This is a genomic window from Streptomyces sp. NPDC007808, assembly GCF_042868655.1.
Classification (GTDB): Bacteria; Actinomycetota; Actinomycetes; order Streptomycetales; family Streptomycetaceae; genus Streptomyces.
Window position 1 is genome coordinate 425,497 of sequence record NZ_JBIAEQ010000007.1, and the last position, 26,453, is coordinate 451,949.

The window sequence follows — 26,453 nt, forward strand, 5'->3', positions numbered from 1 at the left end:
GACAGCCCGCTTTGCCGCTCGCGTTAGGACAGCAAGGACAGCGATGCCCCCCAACACCACCGCCTCCACGGGTCAGCAGCCCGGCAAGTCCGGCAGGAAGAAGGGGCGCAGAGCCCGTCTGTTCGTGCTCGTGCTGGTCCTGGCCGTCCTGGCAGGCGTGACCGGCGGGGCGTACTGGTCCATCAGCACCGTGCGCGCCTCCTTCCCGCAGACCAAGGGCTCGATCACGCTCGACGGCCTGTCCGGACCCGTCGACGTCAAACGTGACGGCTACGGCATCCCGCAGATCTACGCCTCCTCCGACGAGGACCTGTTCATGGCGCAGGGCTACGTCCAGGCTCAGGACCGGTTCTACGAGATGGACGTACGCCGCCACATGACGTCCGGGCGCCTGTCGGAGATGTTCGGCAAGAGCCAGGTCGACAACGACGAGTTCCTGCGCACCCTGGGCTGGGACCGGATCGCCGAGCAGGAGTACGACAAGACGCTGTCGGCCTCCACCAAGAAGTACCTGCAGGCGTACGCCAAGGGCGTCAACGCCTACCTGGCGGGCAAGGGCAGCAAGGACATCTCCCTGGAGTACGCGGCTCTGGGGTTCACCAACGACTACAAGCCGCAGAAGTGGACCCCGGTCGACTCGATCGCCTGGCTGAAGGCGATGGCCTGGGACCTGCGCGGCAACATGCAGGACGAGATCGACCGGGCGCTGATGACCAGCCGCCTCGGCCCCAAGGAGATCGCGGACCTGTACCCGCAGTACCCGTACAGCCGGAACAAGGCGATCGTCCAGACGGGCCGGTACGACGAGCTGACCAAGGCGTTCCAGCCGGGCGGCTCCGCGTCCACCGCGGGGTCGTCCACCGGGTCGGCGAACGGCTCCACGGGCGCCTCGACGGGTACGGCCTCCGGTCCCTCCGGCTCCGGCACCGCGAGCCTGCAGAGCCAGCTCTCGGGCCTTCAGAAGGTCCTGGACGGCCTCCCCACGGCCGTCGGCGTGAACGGCAACGGCATCGGCTCCAACTCCTGGGTGGTCGCCGGGAAGCACACCATCACCGGCAAGCCGCTGCTGGCCAACGACCCGCACCTGTCGGCCTCGCTGCCGTCCGTCTGGTACCAGATGGGCCTGCACTGCCGCTCGGTCTCCAGCACGTGCCAGTTCGACGTCAGCGGCTACACCTTCGCGGGCATGCCCGGCGTGATCATCGGCCACAACCAGAACATCTCCTGGGGCATGACCAACTCCGGCGTCGACGTCACCGACCTCTACCTGGAGAAGCTCTCCGGCGACGGCTACCTGCTGGACGGCAAGACGGTGCCCTTCAAGACGCGCGAGGAGACCATCGCGGTCGCCGGCGGCACGTCCAAGAAGATCGTCGTCCGCGAGACGAACAACGGCCCCCTGCTCTCCGACCGCAGCTCCGAGCTGGTCAAGGTCGGCAAGAAGGCCACCGTCGACACCGCCGCCCCCGACCGCGGCGACGGCTACGGCATCTCGCTGCGCTGGACCGCGCTCGACCCGGGCACCTCCATGGACGCCGTCTTCGCCATGGACAAGGCGGCGAACTGGAACGACTTCCGTGCCGCGGCCGCCCTGTTCGACGTCCCCTCGCAGAACCTGGTCTACGCCGACACCAAGGACCACATCGGCTACACGCTGCCCGGCAAGATCCCCACGCGGGCCAAGGGCTACGACGGCTCGGTCCCGGCACCGGGGTGGGACTCGCGGTCCCGCTGGACCGGCTACATCGACGAGGACGAGCTGCCGTACGAGTACGACCCGGCCCGCGGCTACATCGTCACCGCCAACCAGGCCGTGGTCGACAAGGACAAGTACCCCTACACGCTCACCACGGACTGGGGCTACGGCGCCCGCAGCCAGCGCATCACCGACCTGATCCAGTCGAAGATCGACGGCGGCGGCAAGATCTCCACCGAGGACATGCGCCAGATGCAGCTCGACAACAGCAGCGAGATCGCCAAGCTGCTCGTGCCCAAGCTGCTGAAGATCGACATCGAGGACGAGGACGTCCGAGAGGCCCAGGAGCTCCTGGAGGGGTGGGACTACACCCAGGACGCCGACTCCGCGGCGGCGGCCTACTTCAACTCGGTCTGGCGCAACATCCTCAAGCTCGCCTTCGGCAACAAGCTGCCCAAGGAACTGCGGGTCAAGGGCCAGTGCCTGTACGTCGACCCCGTCAACACCACCGGCCCCGCCGACGAGGCGGAGAACGTCCGCGAGTGCGGCGAGCGTGAGGCGGAGCAGGCGCAGCCGGACGGCGGCGACCGCTGGTTCGAGGTCGTGCGGGTCCTCATGGACGACGACGACAGCGACTGGTGGAGCACCCCGAAGTCGGGCACCCGCCCCGGGGCCACCGACCGTGACCAGCTGTTCAAGCGCGCGATGATCGACGCCCGCTGGGAGCTGACCGCGAAGCTCGGCAAGGACATCGACACCTGGAGCTGGGGCCGGCTGCACCGCCTGTTCCTGAAGAACCAGACCCTCGGCACGGCGGGCCCCGGCTTCCTCCAGTACGTCCTCAACCGCGGCCCCTGGAAGCTCAGCGGCGGCGAGGGCACGGTCAACGCCACCGGCTGGAACGCCGCGGGCGGCTACGGCGTGGTCTGGGTCCCGTCGATGCGGATGGTGGTCAACCTCGGCGACCTCGACAAGTCGAAGTGGATCAACCTCACCGGTGCCTCCGGGCACGCCTACAACGCCCACTACACCGACCAGACGGACAAGTGGGCCGACGGTGAGCTGCTCGACTGGTCGTTCTCGGACGACGCGGTCACCAAGAGCACGAGCGACACCCTGGTGCTCAAGCCGTGACCCGCTGACGGCGAACGTTCGAGGGCCCTCCACGCGCGCGTGGAGGGCCCTCGGGCATCAAGGGCGTGGCGGGATCAGGGCGCCCGGAACCGGTGCACACCCGAGGGCGTCACGGCCGCGTCCACCGGCCGGTCGTGCGGCTCCCGGGGGACGTGCTCCACGACCTCGGCGTCGTACAGCAGCACCACGAGCGACGGACGGGCCCCCGCTTTCTCCAGCCGGGCGAGTACACGGTCGTACGACCCGCCGCCGCGGCCCAGCCGCATCCCGCGCGCGTCGACCGCGAGGCCCGGCAGCAGCACGACGTCGGCCTCGGTCACGGCCTGCGGGCCGAGACGTTCCCCCGCGGGCTCGAAGAGCGCCATCCTGGCGCCGTGTTGGACGCGGGCCAGGGAGCCCTCTCCCGTGTACGCGCCCCAGTCCAGGTCGTTGTCCGGCAGCAGGGCGGGCAGCAGGACGCGTACGCCCCGCGCGCGCAGCGCGTCGAGCAGCGCGAGCGTGCCGGGCTCGCTCCCTACCGAGACGTACGCCGCGACCGTGCGCGCGTGCGCCAGCTCGGGCAGCTCCAGGGCCCGTCCCGCCAGCGCGACCGCCGATTCCCGCACGTCATCCGCCGTCAACCTGTTTCTCACCACGAGGAACTCCCGCCGCAACATGCGCTTGTCAGGCTCGGTTCCGCGTCCGTTGTGACTCAAGTCGCCTTCGTACCCTTCCCAATGTGCTCATATGAGAGCCAAATAACCGGAGCCTCAGATTCCCTCCAAAGGCACCGGATAAGGTTGCGGACATGACTCAGTCCAACCCTCGGATCAGCAAGGCTGTCATCCCCGCAGCGGGTCTCGGTACCCGCTTCCTGCCGGCCACCAAAGCCACTCCCAAGGAGATGCTGCCGGTCGTGGACAAGCCGGCGATCCAGTACGTGGTCGAAGAGGCCGTCTCCGCCGGCCTCGACGACGTCCTCATGATCACGGGCCGCAACAAGCGCCCCCTTGAGGACCACTTCGACCGCAACTACGAACTCGAGTCGGCCCTGGAGAAGAAGGGCGACGCCGAACGGCTCGCCAAGGTCCAGGAGTCCAGCGACCTCGCCACCATGCACTACGTCCGCCAGGGCGACCCCAGGGGCCTCGGCCACGCCGTGCTGTGCGCCGCCCCGCACGTCGGAGACGAGCCCTTCGCCGTCCTGCTCGGCGACGACCTGATCGACGCCCGCGACCCGCTGCTCAAGCGGATGATCGAGGTCCAGGAGCGGCACGGCGGCAGCGTCATCGCCCTGATGGAGGTCGCGCCCGAGCAGATCCACCTCTACGGCTGTGCGGTCGTCGAGGAGACCGAGGACGGGGACGTCGTCAGGGTCAGCGGCCTGGTCGAGAAGCCGGACGCGGCCGACGCACCGTCGAACTACGCGGTCATCGGCCGCTACGTCCTGGCCCCGCAGATCTTCGACATACTGCGCAAGACCGAGCCGGGCCGCGGCGGCGAGATCCAGCTCACCGACGCCCTCCAGCAGCTCGCCGCGGACGAGAAGGTCGGCGGCCCCGTGCACGGCGTCGTCTTCAAGGGCCGCCGCTATGACACCGGCGACCGCGGCGACTACCTGCGTGCCATTGTCAGACTCGCATGCGAACGTGAAGACCTGGGCCCGGAGTTCCGGACCTGGCTTCGCAGTTTCGTAGCCGAGGAGATGTAGCCAGTTGAGCACCGCCGCGCCCCGCCCCGCCGCTCCGGACCACCTCTGGTCGGTGGACGAGCACCTGGAGGACATCCTCGCGACCGTCCGCCCCCTCGAACCCATCGAGCTGCAACTGCTCGACGCCCAGGGCTGCGTCCTGGTCGACGACGTCACGGTGCCGGTCTCCCTGCCGCCGTTCGACAACAGCTCCATGGACGGGTACGCGGTGCGGGTCGCGGATGTCGCGGGCGCGAGCGAGGAGTTCCCCGCCGTCCTGGAGGTCGTCGGGGACGTCGCGGCGGGCCAGGCCGAGCTGCTCCACGTGGGCCCCGGCCAGGCCGCCCGCATCATGACCGGCGCCCCGTTGCCTCCGGGCGCCGAGACCGTGGTCCCCGTCGAGTGGACCGACGGCGGACTCGGCGAGGGCCCCGTCACCGGCATGCGCGCCCGCAGCCTGGCCCCCGAGGCCGCCGCCGGCGAGGTGCACGTCTACCGGCCGGCCGAGGCACGCGCGCACGTGCGCGCCGAGGGCAGCGACGTGAAGGCCGGAGTCCGGGCGCTGGAAGCCGGCACGATCCTCGGGCCGCCGCAGATCGCCCTGCTCGCCGCGATCGGTCGCGGCAGCGTCCGCGTGCGCCCGCGTCCGCGCGTGGTCGTCCTCTCCACCGGCAGCGAACTCGTCCAGCCCGGCGAGGAGCTGGCCGACGGCCAGATCTACGACTCCAACAGCTTCGCCCTCACCGCGGCCGCCCGGGACGCCGGCGCCATCGCCTACCGCGTCGGAGCCGTCGCCGACGACGCCGAGACGCTGCGCTCCACCATCGAGGACCAGCTGGTCCGCGCCGACCTCATGGTCACCACAGGCGGCGTGAGCGTCGGGGCGTACGACGTGGTCAAGGAGGCGCTGTCGCACGTCGGTGACGAGGACGAGCCCGGCAGCGGCGTGGAGTTCCGCAAGCTCGCCATGCAACCGGGCAAGCCCCAGGGCTTCGGCTCCATCGGCCCCGACCACATCCCGCTGCTCGCGCTCCCGGGCAACCCGGTGTCGTCGTACGTCTCCTTCGAGCTGTTCGTGCGTCCCGCGATCCGCACCCTGATGGGCCTGGACGACGTGCACCGGCCGTCCACCACGGCGAAGCTCGTGGCGGACGAGGCCCTGAGTTCCCCGAAGGGGCGCCGACAGTTCCTGCGCGGGACGTACGCCGACGGCGAGGTGCGGCCGGTCGGCGGCGCCGGATCCCATCTGATCGCGGCCCTCGCCCACGCGGACGCGCTGATCGTCGTCCCCGAGGACGTGGAGAGCGTCGAGCCCGGTGCCGAGGTCGAGGTGGTCCTGCTCGGCTGAGCCGTGCTGGTTGGCGGTACCGTGTCGCGCACAGCAGGCCCGTGCGCCGCACCGCGACGGGCCCGGACCGGGAGCGCCACACGATCATGACTGTGCCTTCCCGGGGGGAGACCCCCGGACCCCCTGTGCAGGACCGACTCACGCACATCGACGACGCGGGCGCGGCCCGTATGGTCGACGTCTCGGAGAAGGACGTGACCGCGCGTACGGCCCGCGCCAGCGGACGCGTCCTCGTCTCGCCCCGCGTCGTCGAGCTGCTGCGCGGCGAGGGAGTACCCAAGGGCGACGCCCTCGCCACCGCGCGTATCGCGGGCATCATGGGCGCCAAGCGCACACCGGACCTGATCCCGCTGTGCCACCCGCTCGCGGTGTCCGGTGTGAAACTGGACCTGTCGGTCGCGGACGACGCCGTGGAGATCCGGGCGACCGTGAAGACCACCGACCGCACGGGCGTCGAGATGGAGGCCCTCACCGCGGTCTCGGTCGCCGCGCTCACCGTGATCGACATGGTGAAGGCGGTCGACAAGACAGCGGTCATCACGGACGTGCGGGTCGAGGAGAAGACGGGCGGCAAGTCGGGAGACTGGAGCCGGGCATGACATATCGCGCTCTTGTGGTCACCGCCTCCAACCGGGCCGCCGCCGGGGTCTACGAGGACAAGGGCGGCCCACTGGTCGCCGACGGCCTCGGGCGCCTCGGGTTCGCCGTCGACGGGCCGCAGGTCGTGCCGGACGGCGATCCGGTCCGGGCGGCGCTGCACGCCGGGGTCGACGCCGGGTACGACGTCATCGTGACGACCGGCGGGACCGGCATCTCGCCCACCGACCGCACCCCCGAGGCGACCCGTGCGGTGATCGATCACGAGGTGCCGGGCATCGCCGAGGCGATCCGGGCGTTCGGACGGGAGAAGGTGCCGACCGCGGTGCTGTCGCGGGGCCTGGCGGGAGTGGCGCGAAGGACGCTGATCGTCAACCTGCCGGGCTCGACCGGCGGGGTCAAGGACGGCCTGGCCGTCCTGGAGCCCCTCCTGATCCACGCCGTCGACCAGATCCGTGGCGGCGACCACCCCAGACCCAGCAGCGGGGGTGCGAGCTGAACAGCCCATCCTGGCCCGTCGTGCTGGGGGACGGCGATGTCGTCCTCCGGCCGATAAAGATGCGCGACCAACGGGCCTGGCGCGAGGTCAACCGGCGCAACCGCGACTGGCTGCGCCCGTGGGAGGCGACGATTCCGCCGCCCACGCCCAGCGGGCCGGTCGCACACCGGCCGACCTACCGCCAGATGGTCCGTCACCTCAGGTCCGAGGCGAGCGCGGGCCGGATGCTGCCGTTCGTCATCGAGTACCAGGGGCGGCTGGTCGGGCAGTTGACGGTCGCCGGGATCACCTGGGGTTCGATGTGCTCCGGGCACGTCGGCTACTGGGTGGACGAGGCCGTGGCGGGCCGCGGGGTGATGCCGACCGCCGTGGCGCTCGTCGTGGACCACTGTTTCCGCACGGTCGGCCTGCACCGCATCGAGGTCTGCATTCGCCCCGAGAACCGGCCCAGCCGCCGGGTCGTGGAGAAACTCGGATTCCGCGAGGAGGGGCTGCGTCCGCGATATCTCCACATCGACGGAGCCTGGCGCGACCATCTCGTCTTCGCGCTCACGGCGGAAGAGGTGCCGGACGGGTTGCTGGGCCGCTGGCACCGGGCACGCTCCCAGGAGGAGCCGCGGACGAAGCCGCAGAACACCCGGGGGAATCCCGCGTAGGGGGCCGCCATCCCCGGAAATTGAATACATGTTCGAAATTGATCGCCTGATGACCGGCTCGGGGCATTAAATTCGCCCCCTCGGAGGGCTGCTGATCGCATCGGTCACAAAAAAAGTTCGAAATATCAGCCAGATCGTGCGACACACCGGCTCAATTGGCAGATGGCCTCACGCAAACCCCTCTACCGTGTGAGGCGTGAGCAGCAGCGGCCTCATCTACGCAGTCATTGTCGGGGCCTGGGCCGCCTACTTGGTGCCGATGTGGCTCCGTAGGCAGGACGAGCTGAACGAGGCCCGTCCGACGGAACGCTTCAGCACAGCCATCCGGTTGCTGTCCGGACGGGCGGGGATGGAGCGCCGATACGCCAAGGACCTGCGCGCGCGCTCCGCCGACGAGGGGGAGCCCGACGCCGATGAACCGGGCGATGTCACCGAGTCGGTGGACGTCCGGGCCTTCGCCATGCCTCCGACCCGTCCGCAGACCCAGGCGGCGGTCCAGGCACAGGCGCCCGAATCCGGCTCCAGACAGGCACCGGAACGCGGCGGCACCAGCGCATCCGAAGCGGACACCGGCCCCTCGGACGCCGAGCGCAAGCGGGTGCCCGCCGCCCGCCGGCCCCCGTCCTCGGAGGCGGCCGCGGCCCGGGCCCGGCGCACCAAGGTGCTCGCGCGCCGACGGCGCACCACCATGGTGCTCTTCCTCGCCTTCACCCTCGGCGCGGTCGTCGCCGCCATCGGAGGGCTCGCGTTCCTGTGGGCGCCCGGCGTTCCCGCCGTGCTGCTCAGCGGCTACATCGCGTACCTGCGCAGCCAGGAGCGCCGCCGCTTCGCGTACCAGATGGACCGGCGCCAGGCCGAGGCCGCCGCGCAGCGGCTGCGTGAGCACGCCCGCCAGTCCCGCCGGCGCGGCCCGGCCGACGGCGGTGACGGCGTCGACGAATCCGACGAGGGGTCCGAACCAGGCACCGACACCGGGCTGTCCGCGCTCGCGGCGGACCGGCGCGCCCTGGTCGAGCAGACCGATCACGCCGAGTGGGTCGACCAGCAGCGCGAGCGGCAGCGTCGGCCGGGGCACGGGGAGAGCTGGGACCCGGTCCCGGTGCCGTTGCCGACGTACGTGACCGCGCCGGTCGCCCCGCGGGCGACCTCCGACGTCGATCTCGGCGCTCCGGACGCGTGGAGCTCGGCGCGGTCCAGTTCCGTCGCCCGGGACCGGGAGGCGGGCGCCGGCTCCACCGAGGCCGACGGTGAGGCCGAGTCGGCCGCTACGGCCGGCGGAGAGGAGCGGGCCGACGGCGGCGGGCGAGGCGACGCCCTTCCCCACGCTCGGACCCGCTCACGCGGGGCGGGCCCCACGGCGGCCTCCGCCCGCCGGGCCCGCGAGCGGGGCCGCACCCCGCTGTTCGACCAGTACGAGGACGGCGACCGGCCGCGCGCGGCCAACGAGTGACGGGGCATCCGCCGCGCAGGTCGGCCGACCGGAAACGGATTTTTGAGCAGGCCGATCGGGGTGCTAAAGTTTCACTCGTTGCAAGGGCCTGTGGCGCAGTCCGGTAGCGCACCTCGTTCGCATCGAGGGGGCCAGGGGTTCAAATCCCCTCAGGTCCACCGCAACAACCCTCCGGGGAAACCTGGGGAGTTGGAAAGATCCCGTCCGATCACCGATCGGGCGGGATCTTTTTGTGTCCAGGCGCATGCTCTGAGGGGGAGGCATGGAGAAGGTCGCCGCGGACTTACCGGTGAACCGCTCGGCGCCGCTGCGGACCGCGGCCTTCCGGCGGTTTTGGGCGGCCAACCTCGTCTCCGCCACCGGGTCGGCCATGGCCCCCCTCGCGCTCGCCTACTCCGTGATCGGGGAGGGCGGCGGTGCCGGGGATCTCGGTCTGGTGCTGACCACCAACACCGTGCCGACCGTTCTGCTCCTCCTCGTGGGCGGAGTGCTCGCGGACCGGCTGTCCCGCAGCCGGATGCTCTTCCTCGGCAATCTCGTGGCGGCAGCCGCCCAGGGGGCGCTCGCTGTGATCGTCGCCACGGGGCAGGCGTCGACCGGTTCCATCGCGGCCTGCGGCTTCGTCTCAGGGGCGGCGGTGGCCTGCACCGTGCCCGCCGCCCAGGGCGCCGTGGGCCAGATCGTCCCCGCGGAGCACATGCAGCAGGCCGGCGCCCTGCTCAGGCTGCCGGGCAACGCCGTCAAGGTGCTGGGACCGGCCGTCGGCGGAGTCGTCGTCGCTGCCGGCGGCCCGGCCTGGGCGCTGGCCTGGGACGCGCTGACGTTCGCCGTGGCCGCCGTACTGCTGCTCGGGCTGCGGCTGGACGCGCCCGTCACCGTCACCGGTGCGCTGCGTGATCTGCGGGAGGGATGGCGCGGCTTCTGGTCGCGTACCTGGTTGTGGACCTACACGGCGGCCGGGGCCGTCCTCGTGGCCGCCTGGCTGGCGGGCTTTCAGCTGCTCGGGCCGGTCGTAGCGGCCCAGCACTACGCGGGGGCGCGGGACTGGGGGCTGGTGCAGGCCGCGTTCGCGGCCGGGCTGCTGGCGGGGACGGTGGTGTGTCTGCGCTGGCGGCCGTACCGGCTGCTCCTGGTGTCCGTCGTGACGGGGATGCCGCTCGCCATGCCGTTGCTCACCCTGGGGTGGCAACTGCCGCTGCCCTGGGTGATGCTGGCCACGTTTCTCGCGGGGGTCGGGCTCGATATGGCGATCGTCACGTGGGCGACCGCGTTCCAACAGCACGTACCGCAGCGGGAGTTGGGGCGCATGAGCGCCTTCAACAGCGTCGGCGAACGGCTGGCGATCCCGCTCGGCTATGTGCTGACCGCCCTCGCGGTGGGCGTGTGGGACAACCGGGGTGTGCTGGTGGCGTGCGCGGGGCTCGTCGTGGCCGCCGTCGTCCTGAATCTGTGCGTGCCGGACGTGTACCGCGTCAACCGGCGTGCGGGGGACGGCTGACGCCGGCCCGTCTCACAGCGCCTTGGCGAAGCACATGCTCAGCTCATGGAAGCGGTAGTAGCCGAACTTGGCGCACGGCTCGTACCCGCTGGACGTGTACAGAGCCACCGCCTCCGGCTGCCTGGCCCCGGTCTCCAGCACCATGCGCCTGCGGCCCGCCGCCCGCGCGTCCTCCTCCAGCGCGGCCAGGATGCGCCGCGCGAGGCCCCGCCCGCGCATGTCCTCGACGACGTACATCCGCTTCAGCTCGGCGTCCCCGTCGAGGTTGCCCTCGCCGTTCTCGTCCTGGGCGCGCCAGCCGCCGGAGGCGACGGGGCCGCCGAGAAGGTCGTACGCGATCAGGTACAGGCCCTTCGGCGGATCGAAGTCCGTGGGGGCCAGCGGGGTGGCGTCGCCGCCGTCGCCGTAGCGGACGCCGTACTCGGCCTGGACCTGGTCGTTGAGCTTGACGGCGTCGGGGTGGTCGAACGAGACGCGGCGTATGTGCATGCCAAACACGGTATAGGAGCTCGATTTCAGTAGGGGTCCAGAATCGGACTCGTTCCAGTGTGCCGGTATCGTGCCGGGGTGCTCACTGTGACCTCTGTGAATGTGAACGGGCTGCGGGCCGCCGCGAAGAAGGGTTTCGTGGAGTGGCTCGCCGGTACCGAGGCCGATGTGCTGTGCCTGCAGGAGGTGCGCGCCGAGCCGCAGCAGCTGCCCGAGCAGGCCGGCAGCCCGGACGGCTGGCACGTCGTGCACGCGCCCGCCGCCGCCAAGGGCCGGGCCGGTGTCTCCCTCTACACCCGTCGTGAGCCCGACCGCGTCCAGGTCGGTTTCGGGTCGAGCGAGTTCGACGACAGCGGGCGTTATGTCGAGGCCGACCTGCCGGGTGTGACGGTCGCCTCCCTCTACCTGCCGTCCGGAGAGGTCGGCACCGAGCGGCAGGACGAGAAGGTCCGCTTCATGGGCGAGTTCCTCGCCCACCTCAAGGGACTGCGCGAGCGCGCCGCCGCCGACGGGCGCGAGGTCGTCGTCTGCGGTGACTGGAACATCGCCCACCAGAAGGCCGACCTGAAGAACTGGCGCGGCAACACCAAGAACTCCGGTTTCCTGCCGGAGGAGCGGGAGTGGCTCTCCCGCGTGCTGGACCCGGCGGACGGCGGCTACGTCGACGTCGTACGCGCCCTGCACCCGGACGAGGAGGGGCCCTACTCCTGGTGGTCGTACCGGGGGCGGGCCTTCGACAACGACACCGGATGGCGCATCGACTACCAGATGGCCACGCCGGGGCTCGCCGCCAGGGCGCTCAAGGGGTACGTCGAGCGCGCGGCGACGCATGCCGAGCGCTGGTCGGACCACGCGCCGGTGACGGTGGTCTACGACCGCTAGGGCCTCGCTCTAGGACGGACCCTGCTCCCGCCCGCTCTGCTTGCGCAGCCGTCGGTCCAGTGCCAGGGACAGCTCGGCCTCCACGACGCTCCGGGCGAGCGGGCGCAGGCGTTGCAGGTCGTCCTCGCCGGTGTGGCGCAGGACCAGGTCGGCGAACATCTCGGCGAGGTCGTCGACGTGTTCGCGGACGCGTTTGCCCGCTGCCAGCACCTCCGCGAGGGGGATGCCCTCGCCGACCAGGGCCGAGGAGACGTCCAGCAGGCGGCGGCTGATGTGGACGATCTCGTCGCCGTCGGTGCCCAGGTAGCCGAGCTCCAGGGCGGCGGCGAGGTTCTCGGGGGTGACCTGGCCCTCGAAGCGGGCGGCGAGTTCCTCGGGGGTGAGGCGGACCGGCTCCTCCTCGGTGGGGGCGACACCGAGGACGTCGGCGACGTCCCGGCCGTTGTCGAGGGCCTCCGCCAGCTCCGCGATGCCCGTGAGGGTGTGGCCGCGTTCCAGCAGGGCCGCGATGGTGCGCAGGCGGGCCAGGTGGTGGTCGTCGTACCAGGCGATGCGACCCTCGCGGCGGGGCGGTGGGATCAGTTTGCGTTCGCGGTAGAAGCGCAGGGTGCGCACCGTGATGCCGGCCAGGCGGGCCAGCTCCTCCATGCGGTATTCACGCTTCTCGGTCACCTGGGCACCCTAGTTCGTACCGGGGGTAACTTTCCTCGGCCGCCCCCTACCGGTCGGTACGGTCCTCCTCTACTCTCCCCATTGTGCCAGTGTTCACTGGCGCGGTTCCGGTGGAGTGTGGGAGGCACAGGCATGGCCGAACGCGAACATGTGCGGGTCGCGGTGGTCGGGTCCGGGTTCGGTGGGCTGGGTGCCGCCGTGCGGCTGCGGCGCGAGGGCGTCACCGACTTCGTCGTCCTGGAGCGGGCCGGCAGCGTCGGCGGCACATGGCGGGACAACAGCTATCCGGGGTGCGCCTGCGACGTGCCCTCCCATCTGTACTCCTTCTCCTTCGCGCCCAACCCCGACTGGCCGCGCACCTTCTCCGGGCAGGAGCACATCCGCGCCTACCTGGAGCACGTCACGGACGTCTTCGGACTGCGCCCCCACATCCGCTTCGACTCGGAGGTGAAGCGGATGACCTGGAACGGCGAGCGGCTGTGCTGGGACATCGAGACCAGCAGCGGGGAACTCTCGGCCGACCTCGTCGTCTCCGCCACCGGGCCGCTGTCCGACCCGAAGATCCCCGACATCCCGGGCCTGGACTCCTTCCCCGGCGAGGTCTTCCACTCCGCCCGCTGGGATCACGGGCTCGACCTGCGCGGCAAGCGCGTCGCCATGGTCGGCACCGGCGCCTCCGCCATCCAGATCGTGCCGTCCATCCAGCCCGAGGTCTCTCGGCTGACCGTCTTCCAGCGCACTCCGCCCTGGGTCATGCCCCGTATGGACCGCGCCATCAGCGGCGCCGAACGCGCCCTGCACCGCGCCCTGCCCGCCACCGCGCAGCTGCGCCGCGGACTGCTGTGGGGCATCCGGGAGTTGCAGGTCCAGGCGTTCACCAAGCGCCCGAACGAGCTCGGCCTGGTCGAGCGGCTGGCCAGGCGCAACATGGCCCGGTCCATCAAGGACCCCGTCCTGCGCGCCAAGCTGACGCCCGACTACCGCATCGGCTGCAAGCGGATCCTGCTGAGCAGCGCGTACTACCCGGCACTCGCCCAGCCCAACGTGGACGTCGTCGCCGGCGGTCTGAGCGAGATCCGCGGCTCGACCCTCGTCGCCGCCGACGGCAGTGAGGCCGAGGCCGACGTGATCGTCTTCGGTACGGGGTTCCATGTCACCGACATGCCGATCGCCGAGCGGGTGGTGGGCGTTGAGGGCAGGACGCTCGCCGAGGTCTGGAAGGGCGGGATGGAGGCGCTGCGCGGTGCCTCGGCCGCGGGGTTCCCGAACTGGATGACCATCATCGGGCCCAACACGGGGCTCGGGAACTCCTCGATGATCCTGATGATCGAGTCCCAGCTGAACTATCTGGCCGACTTCGTACGGCAGTTGGACGTCCTCGGCGGCAGGGTGGCCCTCGACGCGCGGCCGAGCGCCGTGTCCGCCTGGAACCGGAAGGTCCAGGACCGGATGAAGCGGACGGTGTGGAACACCGGCGGGTGCACGAGCTGGTACCTCGACGCGAACGGCCGTAACACCACCGTCTGGCCCGGTACGACGACCGAGTTCCGGCGGGCCGTGCGGCGCGTGGATCTGTCGGAGTACGCCGTGGTCCGTGCCGCGGTCAAGGAATCCCAGGAGAACAGCGAGGTGTCCGCGTGAGCCGTCTCATGCACGTGAAGTCCGGTCCGTACGCCCCACCCGTCGCGGCCCGTGAGCTGACGGCGGTCTCCGCCGACGGCGCCCGGCTGCACACGGAGGTCCACGGCCCCGAGGGCGCGCCCGCCGTCGTCCTCGCGCACGGCTGGACCTGCTCGACCGCCTTCTGGGCTGCGCAGATACGCGACCTCGCCGTCGACCACCGGGTCATCGCCTACGACCAGCGCGGCCACGGACGCAGCCCGGCGAGCCCGGCGTGCAGCACCGACGCCCTCGCCGACGACCTGGAAGCCGTACTGAAGGCGACCCTCGCGCCCGGTGAACGTGCCGTGCTGGTCGGGCACTCCATGGGCGGCATGACGGTGATGGCCGCCGCCACCCGCCCGGCGCTGCGCGAGCACGCGGCCGCGGTCCTGCTGTGCAGCACCGGCGCCTCACGGCTGGTCGCCGAGTCGACGGTCGTACCGATGCGGCCGGGGCGGCTGCGGACCTGGCTGACCAAGCACATCCTCGGATCACGGGCGCCGCTCGGGCCGGTCACACCACTGGCGAGGGCGATCCTCAAGTACGCGACGATGGGACCGGGTTCGGCCCCGCACATGGTCGAGGCGTGCGCGCGGATCGTGCACGCGTGTCCGCGCAAGGTCCGCCACGCCTGGTCGCACGTGCTCGACCTGCTCGACCTCGACCACGGGGCACGGGAGTTGGCGATGCCGACCGCGGTGATCGTCGGCACGGCCGACCGGCTCACCCCGCCGGTGCACGCGCGCTCCCTGGCCGCCGCGCTGCCGAACTGCCTCGGCGTCACCGAACTGCCCGGCCTCGGGCACATGACACCCGTGGAGGCGCCCGCGGTGGTGACCGGGAGGATACGGGAGCTCGTCACGACGTACGCGCGGGGCGGGAACCAGCAGGCCGACACGTACCCGCAGGTGAAGGAGGGCGCATGAGCAGGGTGAGCCTCGAAGGACAGGTCGCCGTCGTCACCGGGGCGGCGCGGGGCGTCGGCGAGTTGCTCGCCCGCAAGCTCTCCGCACGGGGCGCGAAGGTGGCGCTCGTCGGTCTTGAGCCGGACCTCCTCAAGCAGGTCTGCGAACGGCTGCACGGCGACAGCGACCACTGGCATGCCGATGTCACCGACCACGAGGCGATGGCACGGGTGGCGCGGGAGGTCAAGGAGCGGTTCGGAAAGGTCGACATCGTCGTGGCCAACGCGGGTGTCGCGACCGGCGGACCGTTCGTCGACTCCGATCCGCAGGCGTGGCGGCGGGTCATCGAGGTCAACCTCATCGGGTCGGCGGTGACGGCCAGGGCCTTCCTGCCGGTGCTGATGGAGAGCCGGGGCTACCTGCTGCAGATCGCCTCGCTGGCCGCCATCACTCCGGCGCCCATGATGACGGCGTACTGCGCCTCCAAGTCCGGGGTGGAGGCGTACGCGCACAGCCTGCGGGCCGAGGTCGGCCACCGGGGCGTGCGGGTGGGGGTCGGGTACCTGTCCTGGACCGACACCGACATGGTGCGCGGAGCCGATCAGGACGAGGTCATGCGGGAGTTGAGGAAGCGGCTGCCGTGGCCGTCGAACAAGACCTATCCGCTGGGGCCGGCGGTCGACCGGATCGTGGCCGGGATCGAGCGGCGGTCGAGCCATGTGTACGGGCAGTGGTGGCTGCGCGGGATGCAGGGCGTGCGCGGATACCTGCCGGGGATCATCGGGACCGTGGGGCAGCGCGAGATGCGGCGGTTCGCCGGACGCCTGGACGGGATGCGGTCGGGGCTGGTCGGAGCGGGCGGCGCCGCCGATGAGCAGGAGCGCGTCACACGGCGTAACTGATCGACATGCGGGGGGTGATGGCCCGTGTGAACCTGGTCGAGGCCCCACCGAGGGGCCTACCCCCACCCACTACGGGAGTGAACCCACATGGGCATGAAGGACCAGTTCCAGGAGAAGTCCGAGCAGCTGCAGCAGCGTGCGCAGCAGGCGCGGGAGCAGGCTCAGCAGCGTGGGCGCCAGCAGCGGCCGCAGCGGGACGAGGAGTCCGAGCGGATGCGCGAGCGTGAGCGTGAGGACCACGAGCGCTTCGACGAGGACTACGACCGGTAGTCGTCGCGCCCGTTGAACGCGGGGCGCCCCCTGAGGGTGGGTGCCCCGCGTTTCGCCTGTCCCGATCGTGCAGTGCCCTTCGCCCCTCAAGGGCGTGGCGGAAGCTTCGGTCGTGAGCGGTCCGGTACGTGTGCATAGCCGGGCGGCGTCGCCGGGGGGTTGGTCTCCAGGAGCTTCAGGGCCAGTTCCACCGCGTCCGTCAGCTGGGCGTGGCGGCCCTCCGCCCAGTCCAGCGGGGTGCGCAGGACCTCGACGTCGGGGGTCACACCCTTGTTCTCGACGGACCAGCCGTACGCGTCGAACCACGCCGCGTTCATCGGGACCGTGATCACCGTGCCGTCGCCCAGGCGGTGGCGGCCGGTCATGCCGACGACTCCGCCCCAGGTGCGCTGGCCGACGACCGGGCCCAGTCTCAGCAGCTTGAAGGCGGCCGTGATCATGTCGCCGTCGGACGAGGTTGCCTCGTCCGCGAGGGCGACCACCGGGCCGCGCGGGGCGTTGGAGGCGTACGACACGGGCTGGGCGTTGCGTGTGAGGTCCCAGCCCAGGATCGTGCGGGTCAGCTTCTCCATGACCAGTTCGCTGATGTGGCCGCCCGCGTTGCCGCGCACGTCGACGATCAGGGCGGGGCGTGACATCTCCATGCGCAGGTCCCGGTTGAACTGGGCCCAGCCGGAGCCGCCCATGTCCGGGATGTGGAGGTAGCCGCAGCGGCCGCCGCTCAAGTCCCTGACGACGGACCGGCGTTTGGCGACCCAGTCCTGGTAGCGCAGGGGCCGTTCGTCGATCAGGGGGACCACCGCCACACGGCGGGCACGGCCCGCCTCGCCCTCCGCGGGGGTGAACGTCAGCTCCACCGTGGTGCCGCCGGCGCCGGCCAGGAGCGGGTAGGGGCCGGTGACCGGGTCCACCGGGCGTCCGTCGACATGGGTGAGGACCGCGCCCTGCCGGATGCCGGTGCCGGCCAGCGGGGAACGGGCCTTGGAGTCGGAGGACTCGCCCGGCAGGATCCGCTTGACCACCCAGCCCTCGTCCCGGCGTACGAAGTTGGCGCCGAGCAGGCCCTGCCAGCGCTGGTAGTGCGGCGGGCCCTCGTTGCGGCGGGCGGCGGAGACGTAGGCGTGCGAGGTGCCGAGTTCACCCAGCACCTCGCGCAGCAGGTCCGCGAACTCGTCGGGGGAGGCGACCCGTTCGACGAGCGGGCGGTACTGGGCGAGAACGGCGTCCCAGTCGATGCCGCACATGTCCGGTTCCCAGAAGTACGCCCGGATCAGCCGGCCCGCCTCTTCGTACGCCTGCTTCCACTCGGCCGCCGGGTCCACCTCGTGCAGGATGCGGCGCGAGTCGATCCAGACCGTCGAGTCGCTGTCACCGGACTCACTGGCGGGCACCGCCCGCAGGTCGCCCTCGTCGACCAGGACCAGGCGGGTGCCGTCGCCGCTCACCGCGAACCAGTCGAGATGGTCGACGAGTTCGGTCTTCTTCGCCTTGCCGATGGTGAAGTGCTCCAGGGTCGGCCGTCCGGTCGTGTCGTCCGGGTTGGCGAACGTCTCGCCGAGCGCGCCCGAGATCGGCCAGCGCAGCCAGACCAGTCCACCGCCCGCGACCGGGTGCAGCGCCGAGTACTTGGAGGCGGCGACCGGGAACGGCGTGACCCTGCTCTCCAGCCCTTCTGCCTCGACGGTCGTCGTCCCGGCCTCCCCGCCCTCCTCGTCGTCCAGGGGGTCCAGACCGCCGGCCGCGGGGCGGCCCTCGGGGTTCAGGGCGAAGGGGGAGGGGGTCGCGGAGGACAGCGGCACCAGGTAGGGGCGGCAGCCCAGCGGGAAGGACAGGTCGCCGGTGTGCACGTCGTACACCGGGTCGAAGCCCCGCCAGGAGAGGAAGGCGAGGTAACGGCCGTCCCGCGTGAACACCGGGTTCTCGTCCTCGAAGCGGCCGGTTGTGACGTCGACGATGAGGCGGTCCTTGATCCGGGCCAGCTTGATCTGGCGCAGGGAGCGTCCGATCAAGGGGTGGGACCAGGTCAGCCAGCTGCCGTCCGGGGAGAAGGCCAGGTCGCGTACGGGCCCGTTGACCGACCGGATCACCTCGGTGACCTCGCCGTTGGAGTCCTCCGTGACGTCCAGCAGGAGGAGCCGTCCGTCGTGGGAGGCGATCGCGAGGCGTTCCCCGTTCGGGTCGGCGACCATCTCCAGGACCCGGCCCAGCTCGCCCGAGGCGAGTCGGCGCGGCCCGCGCTCGCCGGTGGCCCGGGGCAGGTAGGCGATCTCGACGGCGTCCTCCCCTTCCGCGTCCGTCACGTACGCGACCTGGCCGACGGAGCCGAGCATCTCCGGAAGCCGGACCCGGACGCCGGGGGTGTCGGTGAGGGTGCGGGCCGGGCCGTCGCGGTGGGTCAGCCAGTACAGGCTGCCGCGTACGACGACGGCGCTCGCGCGTCCCGTCTCGTCCACGGAGATGCCGTCGACGTGCTGGGCGGCGGGCACCTGGTAGGCGCGGCGGCCCGCGCGCGGCCCGCTCAGCCGTACGTCGAGTCTGCGCGGCTCGGAGTCGGCGGCGAGGTCGTCCACGATCCACAGGTCGCCCGCGCACTGGTACACCACCCGGGTGCCGTCACTGGCGGCGTGCCGGGCGTAGAAGGCGTCGTGGTCGGTGTGACGGCGCAGGTCGGAGCCGTCGTGGGCGCAGGAGTAGAGGTTGCCGACGCCCTCGTGGTCGCAGAGGAAGGCGATACGGCCGCCGACGAACATGGGGGAGTGGAGGTGGCCGCCGATGTCCGGGAGCAGGCGCTCGCCGTGCAGCCACAGGCGGCCCGTCGCCCCGCCCCGGTAGCGCTTCCAGGAGGCAGGTTCGTGCGGCGGGGTGCCGGTGAGGAGCAGGGTCTTGCGCTCGCCGTCGAGGTCGGCGACCTGGATGTCGGAGCAGGGGCCCCAGGGGAGCTTGCGGCCCGGGTCGCCGTCGGTGCGGACCTTGTAGGCCCAGGTGTAGTGGGAGAAGGGCTCGCCGTGGGAGGCGACGGCGAGGATCACGCCGTCCGGCGTCCAGCCGCGGACCTGGGTGTCCGCGGAGCCCCAGTGGGTGAGCCGGGTGGCCGGGCCGCCGTCCACCGGGACCAGGTGGACCTCGGGGACCAGGCTCCGCCAGCTCGTGTACGCGATGTGCCGCCCGTCGGGGGAGAAACGGGGGTGGCCGGTCTTGGTGCGGTCCACGGTGAGCCGCCAGGCACGGCCCGGACCGTCGAGGGGGGCCAGCCACAGGTCGTCCTCGGCCACGAAGCACAGCAGGTCGCCGCTCAGATGCGGTAGGCGCAGGTAGCTCACCTCCCCATGCTTCGCCCGGGGGCGTATGGGGGCAAGTCGTGTCGAACCGGTCGGCCGTCGGCCTGGGGTGCCCCGGGCGCCGGTGGCCGAGACCCCGCGTGACCCAGGACACGTACGAAACGGTTTCGTTTCGTAAGGGGGTGGGGTACCTTCTTGGTGTACGAAACCGTGTCGTTCGGAGTGGGAAGGTGAGGACGGTGACCGAGGCCCCGACCGCACGTCGCAGCCGCATCACCCCTGAGCGTGAGGCCGAGTTGTACGAGGCCGTGCTCGACCTGCTCCGGGAGGTCGGCTACGACGCCCTCACCATGGACGCCGTGGCGGCCCGCACCCGGTCCAGCAAGGCGACGCTCTACCGCCAGTGGGGCGGCAAGCCCGAGCTGGTGGCGAAGGCGATCCGGCACAACAAGCCGGGCAGCATCGCCGACATCGACACCGGAACCCTGCGGGGAGACCTCCATGCCCTGACGGCACGCGAGGACGACTGCGCCATGCAGCAGAACGCCGCGCTGATGCGAGGGCTGTTCATGGCGGTGCACGCCAACCCGGACCTCCTGACGGCGTTCAAGGAACTGCTGATCGAACCGGAGATGGAGGAGTTCCAGCGGATGGTGCGGCGGGCCGTCGACCGCGGCGAGGTCCGCGCCGACTGCCCGGCACTGGACTACGTCGTGCACATGCTGGTCGGCGCCTTCGCCACCCGCACCCTGATCGACGATCAGCCGCCCACGCAGGCCTTCCTCAAGTCGTACATCGACGCCGTGGTCCTCCCCGCCCTCGGCGTTGCCGTCAACTGACTGCCGTCGGCCGATCCCCGTCGGCTGATTCCCGTCACCTGACAAGTCCCCTGAACGAGCCCTCCACCTGACGTAACCGCTCACGTCGTCGGGCTGATCACCCCTGCCCACGTACCGACCCACGACCTGACCGGGAGACGCCTTCGTGGCCACGTTTCTCTACAAACTCGGCCGACTCGCCTTCAGGCGACGGCACTTCGTCGCCCTCATATGGGTCGCGCTGCTCACCCTCGCGGGTGTCGGCGCGGCCAGCGCCCCCACCGCGGGCTCCACGTCCTTCTCGGTCCCCGGCACCGAGGCGCAGAAAGCCTTCGACCTGCTGGAGCAGCGCTTCCCCGGGATGAGCGCCGACGGCGCCACCGCCCGGGTCGTCTTCAAGGCGCCGGACGGCCAGAAGATGACGGACGCCGCGAACAAGGCGACCGTGAAGGAGACCGTCAAGGAACTGTCCGACGGCTCCGAGGTGGCCTCCGTCGCCGACCCCTACACCACCAAGGCCGTCAGCAAGGACGGCACGATCGCGTACGCGTCGGTGAAGTACGAGGTCTCCGGCATGGAACTGAAGGACTCCTCACGCGAGGCCCTTCAGGACACCGCGCAGCACGCGCGGGACGCCGGGCTGACCGTGGAGGTCGGCGGTGACGCGCTCCAGACGACACCCGAGACCGGCACCACCGAGATCATCGGCATCGCGGTCGCAGCGGTCGTCCTCGTGATCACCTTCGGCTCGCTGGTCGCGGCCGGGCTCCCGCTGCTGACCGCCCTGATCGGCGTCGGCATCGGCATCTCGACGATCACCGCGCTGGCGAGCGCGCTCGAACTGGGCTCCACGACCTCGACGCTGGCGATGATGATCGGCCTCGCCGTCGGTATCGACTACGCCCTGTTCATCGTCTCCCGCTACCGCGCGGAACTCGCCGAGGGCCGTGAGCGCGAGGAGGCGGCCGGCCGGGCCGTCGGCACCGCGGGCTCGGCGGTGGTCTTCGCGGGCCTGACCGTGGTGATCGCGCTGGTGGGCCTGTCCGTCGTCAACATCCCGATGCTGACGAAGATGGGTGTCGCGGCCGCCGGCACGGTCGTGATCGCGGTGCTCATCGCCCTGACCATGGTCCCGGCCCTGCTCGGCTACGCCGGCCGCAAGGTGCGGCCCGCGGGGAGGAAGAGCCGCTGGATGGGCGGGAAGCGGGCCGAGAAGAAGGCCGCCTCCGGCACCGCCAAGCCGAACATGGGCACGCGCTGGGCGAGCTTCGTCGTCCGCCGGCCGGTCGCCGTCCTGCTGCTCGGCGTCATCGGCCTCGGCGCGGCCGCGGTGCCCGCGACCTCCCTGGAGCTGGGCCTGCCCGACGACGGCTCGCAGCCGACGTCCACGACCCAGCGCCGCGCCTACGACCTGCTCTCCGAGGGCTTCGGCCCCGGCTTCAACGGCCCGCTGATGGTCGTGGTCGACGCGAAGGGGAGCGACGACCCGAGCGGCGTGTTCAAGACGGTCGGCGAGGACATCAAGGGCATCGAGAACGTCGTCACGGTGACGCCGGCGACGCCCAACAAGGCGGGCGACACCGCGACGATCACGGTGATCCCGGACGCCAAGCCCTCCTCCGTGGCGACGGAGGACCTCGTGCACGCCATTCGCGACCAGGGCACGCGAGTGAAGGCCGACACGGACGCGACCGTGCTGGTCACCGGCTCGACGGCGATGAACATCGACGTCTCCGAGAAGCTGAACGACGCGCTGCTGCCGTACCTGGCCCTGGTCGTCGGCCTCGCCTTCCTCCTGCTGATCCTGGTCTTCCGCTCGATCCTGGTCCCGCTGAAGGCGGCGCTCGGATTCCTGCTGAGCGTGATGGCGGCGCTGGGCGCGGTGGTCGCGGTCTTCCAGTGGGGTTGGCTCTCCGGCCTGATGGGCGTGGAGGAGACCGGCCCGGTGATGTCGATGATGCCGATCTTCATGGTCGGTGTGGTCTTCGGCCTGGCGATGGACTACGAGGTGTTCCTCGTGACGCGGATGCGCGAGGCGTACGTCCACGGCGAGAAGCCGAGCCAGGCCGTGGTCACCGGCTTCCGGCACGGCGCCCGCGTGGTGACGGCCGCCGCCGTGATCATGATGGCGGTGTTCGCCGGCTTCATCGGCTCCAGCGAGTCCATGGTCAAGATGATCGGCTTCGGCCTGGCCATCGCGGTGTTCTTCGACGCCTTCGTGGTGCGGATGGCCATCGTCCCGGCGGTCCTGGCCCTGCTCGGCAAGAAGGCCTGGTGGCTGCCCACGTGGCTGGACCGCGCCCTGCCGAACGTGGACGTCGAGGGCGAGGGCCTGCGCGCCGGGGACGAGTCGAGGAACCCGGCCGACGACCGCGCGCCGGTACACGTCTGACCGACCCGTCGAGGCAGGCCGGCCGGTGAGGGCTCCGTGGGGACGGGGCCCTCACCGGCTTCTTCCATGGCTCTGACGGCCGGCCTTCCCGGAACCCGGTCGCGTGCACCGTACACCGACCGCTAGCGTGCCCTGCATGACGACAGCCGCCACTGACACCGAAGAGTCCGGGGCGCACCCCCGGTTCGCCGCCGCTCTGGAAGAGCTCGGCCTGGGTGAACTGCACGCCCGGATCCGGCGCTTCCCGGACGCGACCCGTACCGCCGCCGAGGCCGCCGCGGCGATCGGCTGCGAACTCAGCCAGATCTGCAAGTCGCTCGTCTTCGCCGCCGACGGGGTGCCGGTGCTGGTGCTGATGGACGGCGCCTCACGCGTCGACGTCGAGCGGGTGCGGCGTGAGCTCGGCGCCGGCGAGGTCACGCGGGCCCAGGCGGACGTCGTACGGGAGACGACCGGGTACGCCATCGGAGGGGTGCCGCCCTTCGGGCACCGTACGCGGACCCGGGTGCTCGCCGACCGGTCACTGCTGGAGCACGACGTCGTGTGGGCCGCCGCCGGCACCCCGCACACCGTCTTCCCCATGGCCCCCGACGCCCTTGTCGCACACGCCGGCGGCACCCTGGTGGACGTGCGCGAGCGGACTTCGTGACCCCTCTGGTCACGACCGCCGTCCTGCTGGCGGCCGTCACCCACGCCGGCTGGAACGCCATCGCCCACCGGATCACCGACAAGCTGGTCGGGTTCACCCTCATCGCCGGCGGCGGGGCGCTGATCGGCGCGGCCCTCGTGCCCTTCGCCGCGTTCCCGGCGGCGGGGGCGTGGCCGTACCTCCTCGTGTCGGGCCTGGTCCACGTCGTCTACCGCGTGCTGCTGATGCAGTCCTTCCGGCTCGGTGACTTCGGTCAGGCCTACCCGATCGCGCGTGGCACCGCACCGCTCGTGGTCGCCGTACTCGCCGCCGTCGTCGCGCACGAGGTGCCGGACGGATGGGCGGCCGCCGGCATCGCCGTCTCCTGCGCCGGGCTCACCGGCGTCGCCCTGTGGGGGCTGCGCGGGCACCGGCCCGACCGGGCGGCGATCGGCGCGGCGCTGGCGACCGGGTTCAGCATCGCGGCGTACACCGTCCTGGACGGTCTCGGCGTACGGGCCTCCGGCACGGCACTCGGCTACATCGCCTGGCTCATGCTGATCGAGGGCCTCGCCATCCCCGCGTACGCCGTCCGGCGCTGGCGCGGGGAGACGACGGCCGTCCTGCGGCCCTTCGCCGCCCTCGGACTGCTGGGCGCCGCGCTCTCCGTCGCCGCCTACGGCCTGGTCCTGTGGGCCCAGACCAAGGCCGAACTCGCGCCGATCGCAGCCCTGAGGGAGTCGTCGATCATCGTGGGCGCGGCGATCGGCGCGGTCTTCTTCAAGGAGCGGTTCGGCGCACCGCGGATCGCGGCGGCCGGACTGCTGGTCATAGGGATCGGGCTCATGCTGCACGGGGGCTAGGGGCTAGCCCATCATCTAGTCCTCCGCCTCGTCGCACACGCTCTGGGCCTGCTCGAGGGGCTGTGTCGAAAAAACTGGAACGTTCACGTCGGCGTTAATAGCGCACGAATTGATCAGATTAAGCAGATCAGCATCATCATCGGCCTGTGCTTGTGCTGCGGGAGCCATGAATCCTGCCAGGAGCAGGCTGACAGCAGCGATTTGGGCCCTACGAGCTTTCATTCTCATCCTCCGACTCTGCGGTCCGGATAATCAGGCATCCTGCGCAACGCGGGAAGGGCGTCGCAGGCACGCCTGCGGAGACGCCAGAACCCATATGGGGCACCTCGATACCGTCATCAATCACCGCCCACGCGGCGTCAGAAATCTCCTCATCCCTCACGACCGGACCAACGATCCGATGATCGGCGAGACACCCCCTAGGACCCCCCGGGCCCTCGTCCGGACCGGGCCGACGGCCTGTCACCCGTGAGGTCCGGTGACGGATCTGTGATTCCGGTGCATCGGCGGTGCCGCGCACGGCATCCTGGTTCACGCCGGACGGCATCCGCGATCGACCCGAAGGGGAAGATGTGACCGAGAGCCGGGACTCGGGCAGGCAGTTCGACGACTCCGAACTCCTGGAGATGTCCCAGGGCGACCCCGCGCAGGCGAGGCTGCTGCGCAAGTCCCTGGAGACCCTCGCCGCGGGACACGGCGGCGACGCCCTGAAGGAGATGGCGCAGGAGGTCCTCTCCGGGCGGGTCGGCCTGCGGGACGCGGTGAACGTGTCCGCGTACGCCGACCAGTTGATCGAGCGGGCGGCCCCCATGGCGGAGAAGTGGGCTTCACTCACCGAGGCCCAGCGCGAGGAGCTGGCCGCGGAGGGCAGGCGTGCGATCGCGGCGGAGCAGGAGCGGATCGACGAGGAACGACGCGCCGCGCCCGGCGAGGGCGACAGCCACAAGTCCCGGCATGACGGCCGGGGCTGGTCACTGTACTGACGGGGGCAGGGGACGACCGTGGGTTTCGAAGTAGAGCCGGACGCGATCCAGGGCTTCGCCTCGCTCGTGTCGCGCGGCGCCGACGGCGCCGCGAAGGCCGTGGAGTACACGACCAACAACGCGCAGATCGACAAGGCGGCCGGAGGACAACTCTGGGATCTCGTCGCGGGCAACCACGACCAGTACGTGGACTCCGCCAAGGAGGCCCTGGGGAAGGTGCAGAGCGTCCTGCGCTCCTCCCAGTCGGAACTGTCCAGGTCCGCCACGTACTACCGTGAGACGGACACGGAGACCGCCGCGAAGATGGACGCCACCTACCCGGGCTCCAAGGGCGGCGGGGGCGCACCGTCCGGGGGCGGCAACGGGAGCGACTTCGCCGACGCCCAGGACGCGTCGGCGGCCCTCAAGAAACCCGCGGGGGACAGCGACAACCCGCTCGTCAAGTACGGCCAGGGGCACGTCGACGAATACAACATGAACCCGGTCCAGAAGACCCTCGGCACCGTCCTGGACCTGGGCAGCCCGTCGACCGTGGCCGTGGAGGCGGTGAAACTGCTCTTCGGCTACGACGTCTTCGGCGAGATCAACAACTGGGTTCTGGGCGACTGGAACAAGTACAAGGACTGCGCCGAAGTCTGGGGAAACCTCGGCTCGTTCTGCGACGCGATGGCCGCGAACCTGAAGAAGGGCACCACGAACGTCGGCGTCACCTGGCAGGGCAACGCGTACGACGCCGCGAAGGTCTACTTCGACGAGTTCGGCGGGAAACTCGCCGACTTCAAGGAGACTTTCGACTCCCTGCAGTCCTGTTACGACGCGGCGGCGCGTCAGGTGTTCCAGCTTGCGGAAGTCCTCAAGGCCGGGGTCGTCTTCCTCGCCGACATGGCGATCATCTGGATGGCCAACATGGCCGCGGCCACGGCGGTCAACGCCATCCCCGTCGGCGGGCAGGCGGCGTCCGTCGCCATGTTCGCCCTGGCCGCCGCCCAGGCCGTCATGATGATCGAGAGGTTCGCCGCTCTGGTGAAGGCGTTCGACGCGACCATGATGGCCATCACCGGACTCGGGGCGGTGCTGTCCGCTGCGGTCAACGGCTTCTCGTCGGCGGACGGCTTCCCCGAGGCCGGCTCCGCCGGCTACGACAACCGGGTGGTCGCCTGAG

The 26,453-nt window shown here is 71.1% G+C and carries 23 protein-coding genes and 1 tRNA gene; 20 read left to right on the forward strand and 4 right to left on the reverse strand.

All coding sequences use genetic code 11. The features are described 5' to 3' along the window. The first annotated feature begins 43 nt into the window (after window positions 1-43). The gene (locus ACFYNL_RS27485) at window positions 44-2,830 is read left to right on the forward strand and encodes a penicillin acylase family protein (protein WP_388807722.1); all 2,787 of its coding nucleotides are present in this window, start codon (window positions 44-46) and stop codon (window positions 2,828-2,830) included. Between the two features lie 74 nt (window positions 2,831-2,904). Here the strand turns inward: ACFYNL_RS27485 and ACFYNL_RS27490 are convergent, their stop codons facing one another. Beyond that, the gene (locus ACFYNL_RS27490; RefSeq protein ID WP_388807979.1) at window positions 2,905-3,486 is read right to left on the reverse strand and encodes a 5-formyltetrahydrofolate cyclo-ligase; all 582 of its coding nucleotides are present in this window, start codon (window positions 3,484-3,486) and stop codon (window positions 2,905-2,907) included. Between the two features lie 131 nt (window positions 3,487-3,617). Between ACFYNL_RS27490 and galU the strand changes: the two genes are divergently transcribed. From galU to ACFYNL_RS27530, 8 genes are all read left to right on the forward strand, one after another. Further along, entirely contained in the window at window positions 3,618-4,520 is a 903-nt protein-coding gene (galU, locus tag ACFYNL_RS27495) for a UTP--glucose-1-phosphate uridylyltransferase GalU (RefSeq protein ID WP_388807723.1), read from the forward strand. 4 nt (window positions 4,521-4,524) lie between these two features. Then, on the forward strand, window positions 4,525-5,847 hold the full coding sequence (gene glp / locus ACFYNL_RS27500; RefSeq protein WP_388807724.1) for a gephyrin-like molybdotransferase Glp: 1,323 nt from the start codon (window positions 4,525-4,527) through the stop codon (window positions 5,845-5,847). 86 nt (window positions 5,848-5,933) lie between these two features. Continuing rightward, entirely contained in the window at window positions 5,934-6,446 is a 513-nt protein-coding gene (gene moaC, locus ACFYNL_RS27505; protein ID WP_388807725.1) for a cyclic pyranopterin monophosphate synthase MoaC, read from the forward strand. After that, the gene (locus tag ACFYNL_RS27510) at window positions 6,443-6,943 is read left to right on the forward strand and encodes a molybdenum cofactor biosynthesis protein B (protein WP_388807727.1); all 501 of its coding nucleotides are present in this window, start codon (window positions 6,443-6,445) and stop codon (window positions 6,941-6,943) included. Before moaC ends, ACFYNL_RS27510 begins: the two co-directional genes overlap by 4 nt. Before the next feature lie 20 nt (window positions 6,944-6,963). After that, entirely contained in the window at window positions 6,964-7,599 is a 636-nt protein-coding gene (locus tag ACFYNL_RS27515) for a GNAT family N-acetyltransferase (RefSeq protein ID WP_388807728.1), read from the forward strand. A gap of 196 nt (window positions 7,600-7,795) precedes the next feature. Then, window positions 7,796-9,049: a gephyrin-like molybdotransferase receptor GlpR gene (gene glpR / locus ACFYNL_RS27520; RefSeq protein WP_388807729.1), complete on the forward strand. Its 1,254-nt coding sequence runs from the start codon at window positions 7,796-7,798 to the stop codon at window positions 9,047-9,049. Window positions 9,050-9,133: 84 nt separating this feature from the next. After that, window positions 9,134-9,207 (forward strand) — tRNA-Ala (locus tag ACFYNL_RS27525). 104 nt (window positions 9,208-9,311) lie between these two features. Beyond that, window positions 9,312-10,547 carry an MFS transporter gene (locus ACFYNL_RS27530; protein WP_388807730.1) on the forward strand — a complete coding sequence of 412 codons (1,236 nt, stop codon included), beginning with the start codon at window positions 9,312-9,314 and terminating at the stop codon, window positions 10,545-10,547. Between the two features lie 12 nt (window positions 10,548-10,559). On the opposite strand, the gene ACFYNL_RS27535 is transcribed toward ACFYNL_RS27530, so the two are convergent. Continuing rightward, window positions 10,560-11,036, reverse strand: a complete 477-nt coding sequence (locus tag ACFYNL_RS27535; protein ID WP_388807731.1) for a GNAT family N-acetyltransferase — start codon at window positions 11,034-11,036, stop codon at window positions 10,560-10,562. 78 nt (window positions 11,037-11,114) lie between these two features. Here ACFYNL_RS27535 and ACFYNL_RS27540 point away from each other — a divergent pair, with 78 nt between their 5' ends. Continuing rightward, entirely contained in the window at window positions 11,115-11,918 is an 804-nt protein-coding gene (locus ACFYNL_RS27540; protein WP_388807732.1) for an exodeoxyribonuclease III, read from the forward strand. Window positions 11,919-11,927: 9 nt separating this feature from the next. On the opposite strand, the gene ACFYNL_RS27545 is transcribed toward ACFYNL_RS27540, so the two are convergent. After that, window positions 11,928-12,566, reverse strand: coding sequence for a MerR family transcriptional regulator (locus tag ACFYNL_RS27545; protein WP_388807980.1), 639 nt, complete (start codon window positions 12,564-12,566; stop codon window positions 11,928-11,930). A gap of 156 nt (window positions 12,567-12,722) precedes the next feature. Here ACFYNL_RS27545 and ACFYNL_RS27550 point away from each other — a divergent pair, with 156 nt between their 5' ends. From ACFYNL_RS27550 to ACFYNL_RS27565, 4 genes are all read left to right on the forward strand, one after another. Beyond that, entirely contained in the window at window positions 12,723-14,231 is a 1,509-nt protein-coding gene (locus ACFYNL_RS27550) for a flavin-containing monooxygenase (RefSeq protein WP_388807734.1), read from the forward strand. Continuing rightward, window positions 14,228-15,178: an alpha/beta fold hydrolase gene (locus tag ACFYNL_RS27555; protein WP_388807735.1), complete on the forward strand. Its 951-nt coding sequence runs from the start codon at window positions 14,228-14,230 to the stop codon at window positions 15,176-15,178. Before ACFYNL_RS27550 ends, ACFYNL_RS27555 begins: the two co-directional genes overlap by 4 nt. After that, entirely contained in the window at window positions 15,175-16,059 is an 885-nt protein-coding gene (locus tag ACFYNL_RS27560; RefSeq protein WP_388807736.1) for an SDR family oxidoreductase, read from the forward strand. The genes ACFYNL_RS27555 and ACFYNL_RS27560 overlap by 4 nt, the downstream gene beginning before the upstream one ends. 87 nt (window positions 16,060-16,146) lie before the next feature. Beyond that, window positions 16,147-16,329 (forward strand): hypothetical protein, encoded by a 183-nt coding sequence (locus tag ACFYNL_RS27565; protein WP_019755363.1) that lies wholly within the window; start codon window positions 16,147-16,149, stop codon window positions 16,327-16,329. Window positions 16,330-16,415: 86 nt separating this feature from the next. Here the strand turns inward: ACFYNL_RS27565 and ACFYNL_RS27570 are convergent, their stop codons facing one another. Next, window positions 16,416-19,649: a S41 family peptidase gene (locus ACFYNL_RS27570; protein ID WP_388807737.1), complete on the reverse strand. Its 3,234-nt coding sequence runs from the start codon at window positions 19,647-19,649 to the stop codon at window positions 16,416-16,418. 197 nt (window positions 19,650-19,846) lie between these two features. On the opposite strand from ACFYNL_RS27570, the gene ACFYNL_RS27575 reads away from it, so the two are divergent. The 6 genes from ACFYNL_RS27575 (at window position 19,847) to ACFYNL_RS27600 (ending at window position 26,452) form a co-directional block, all read left to right on the forward strand. Continuing rightward, entirely contained in the window at window positions 19,847-20,446 is a 600-nt protein-coding gene (locus tag ACFYNL_RS27575) for a TetR/AcrR family transcriptional regulator (RefSeq protein ID WP_388807738.1), read from the forward strand. Window positions 20,447-20,591: 145 nt separating this feature from the next. Continuing rightward, window positions 20,592-22,817 carry an MMPL family transporter gene (locus ACFYNL_RS27580; protein WP_388807739.1) on the forward strand — a complete coding sequence of 742 codons (2,226 nt, stop codon included), beginning with the start codon at window positions 20,592-20,594 and terminating at the stop codon, window positions 22,815-22,817. A gap of 136 nt (window positions 22,818-22,953) precedes the next feature. After that, window positions 22,954-23,466, forward strand: a complete 513-nt coding sequence (locus tag ACFYNL_RS27585; protein ID WP_388807740.1) for a YbaK/EbsC family protein — start codon at window positions 22,954-22,956, stop codon at window positions 23,464-23,466. Next, the gene (locus ACFYNL_RS27590; RefSeq protein ID WP_388807741.1) at window positions 23,463-24,308 is read left to right on the forward strand and encodes an EamA family transporter; all 846 of its coding nucleotides are present in this window, start codon (window positions 23,463-23,465) and stop codon (window positions 24,306-24,308) included. The genes ACFYNL_RS27585 and ACFYNL_RS27590 overlap by 4 nt, the downstream gene beginning before the upstream one ends. A 572-nt stretch (window positions 24,309-24,880) precedes the next feature. After that, window positions 24,881-25,291 (forward strand): hypothetical protein, encoded by a 411-nt coding sequence (locus ACFYNL_RS27595; RefSeq protein WP_388807743.1) that lies wholly within the window; start codon window positions 24,881-24,883, stop codon window positions 25,289-25,291. Between the two features lie 18 nt (window positions 25,292-25,309). Continuing rightward, a complete protein-coding gene (locus ACFYNL_RS27600) occupies window positions 25,310-26,452 on the forward strand; it encodes a hypothetical protein (RefSeq protein ID WP_388807744.1) in 1,143 nt (380 codons plus the stop codon). The last annotated feature ends 1 nt before the right edge of the window (window position 26,453 follow it).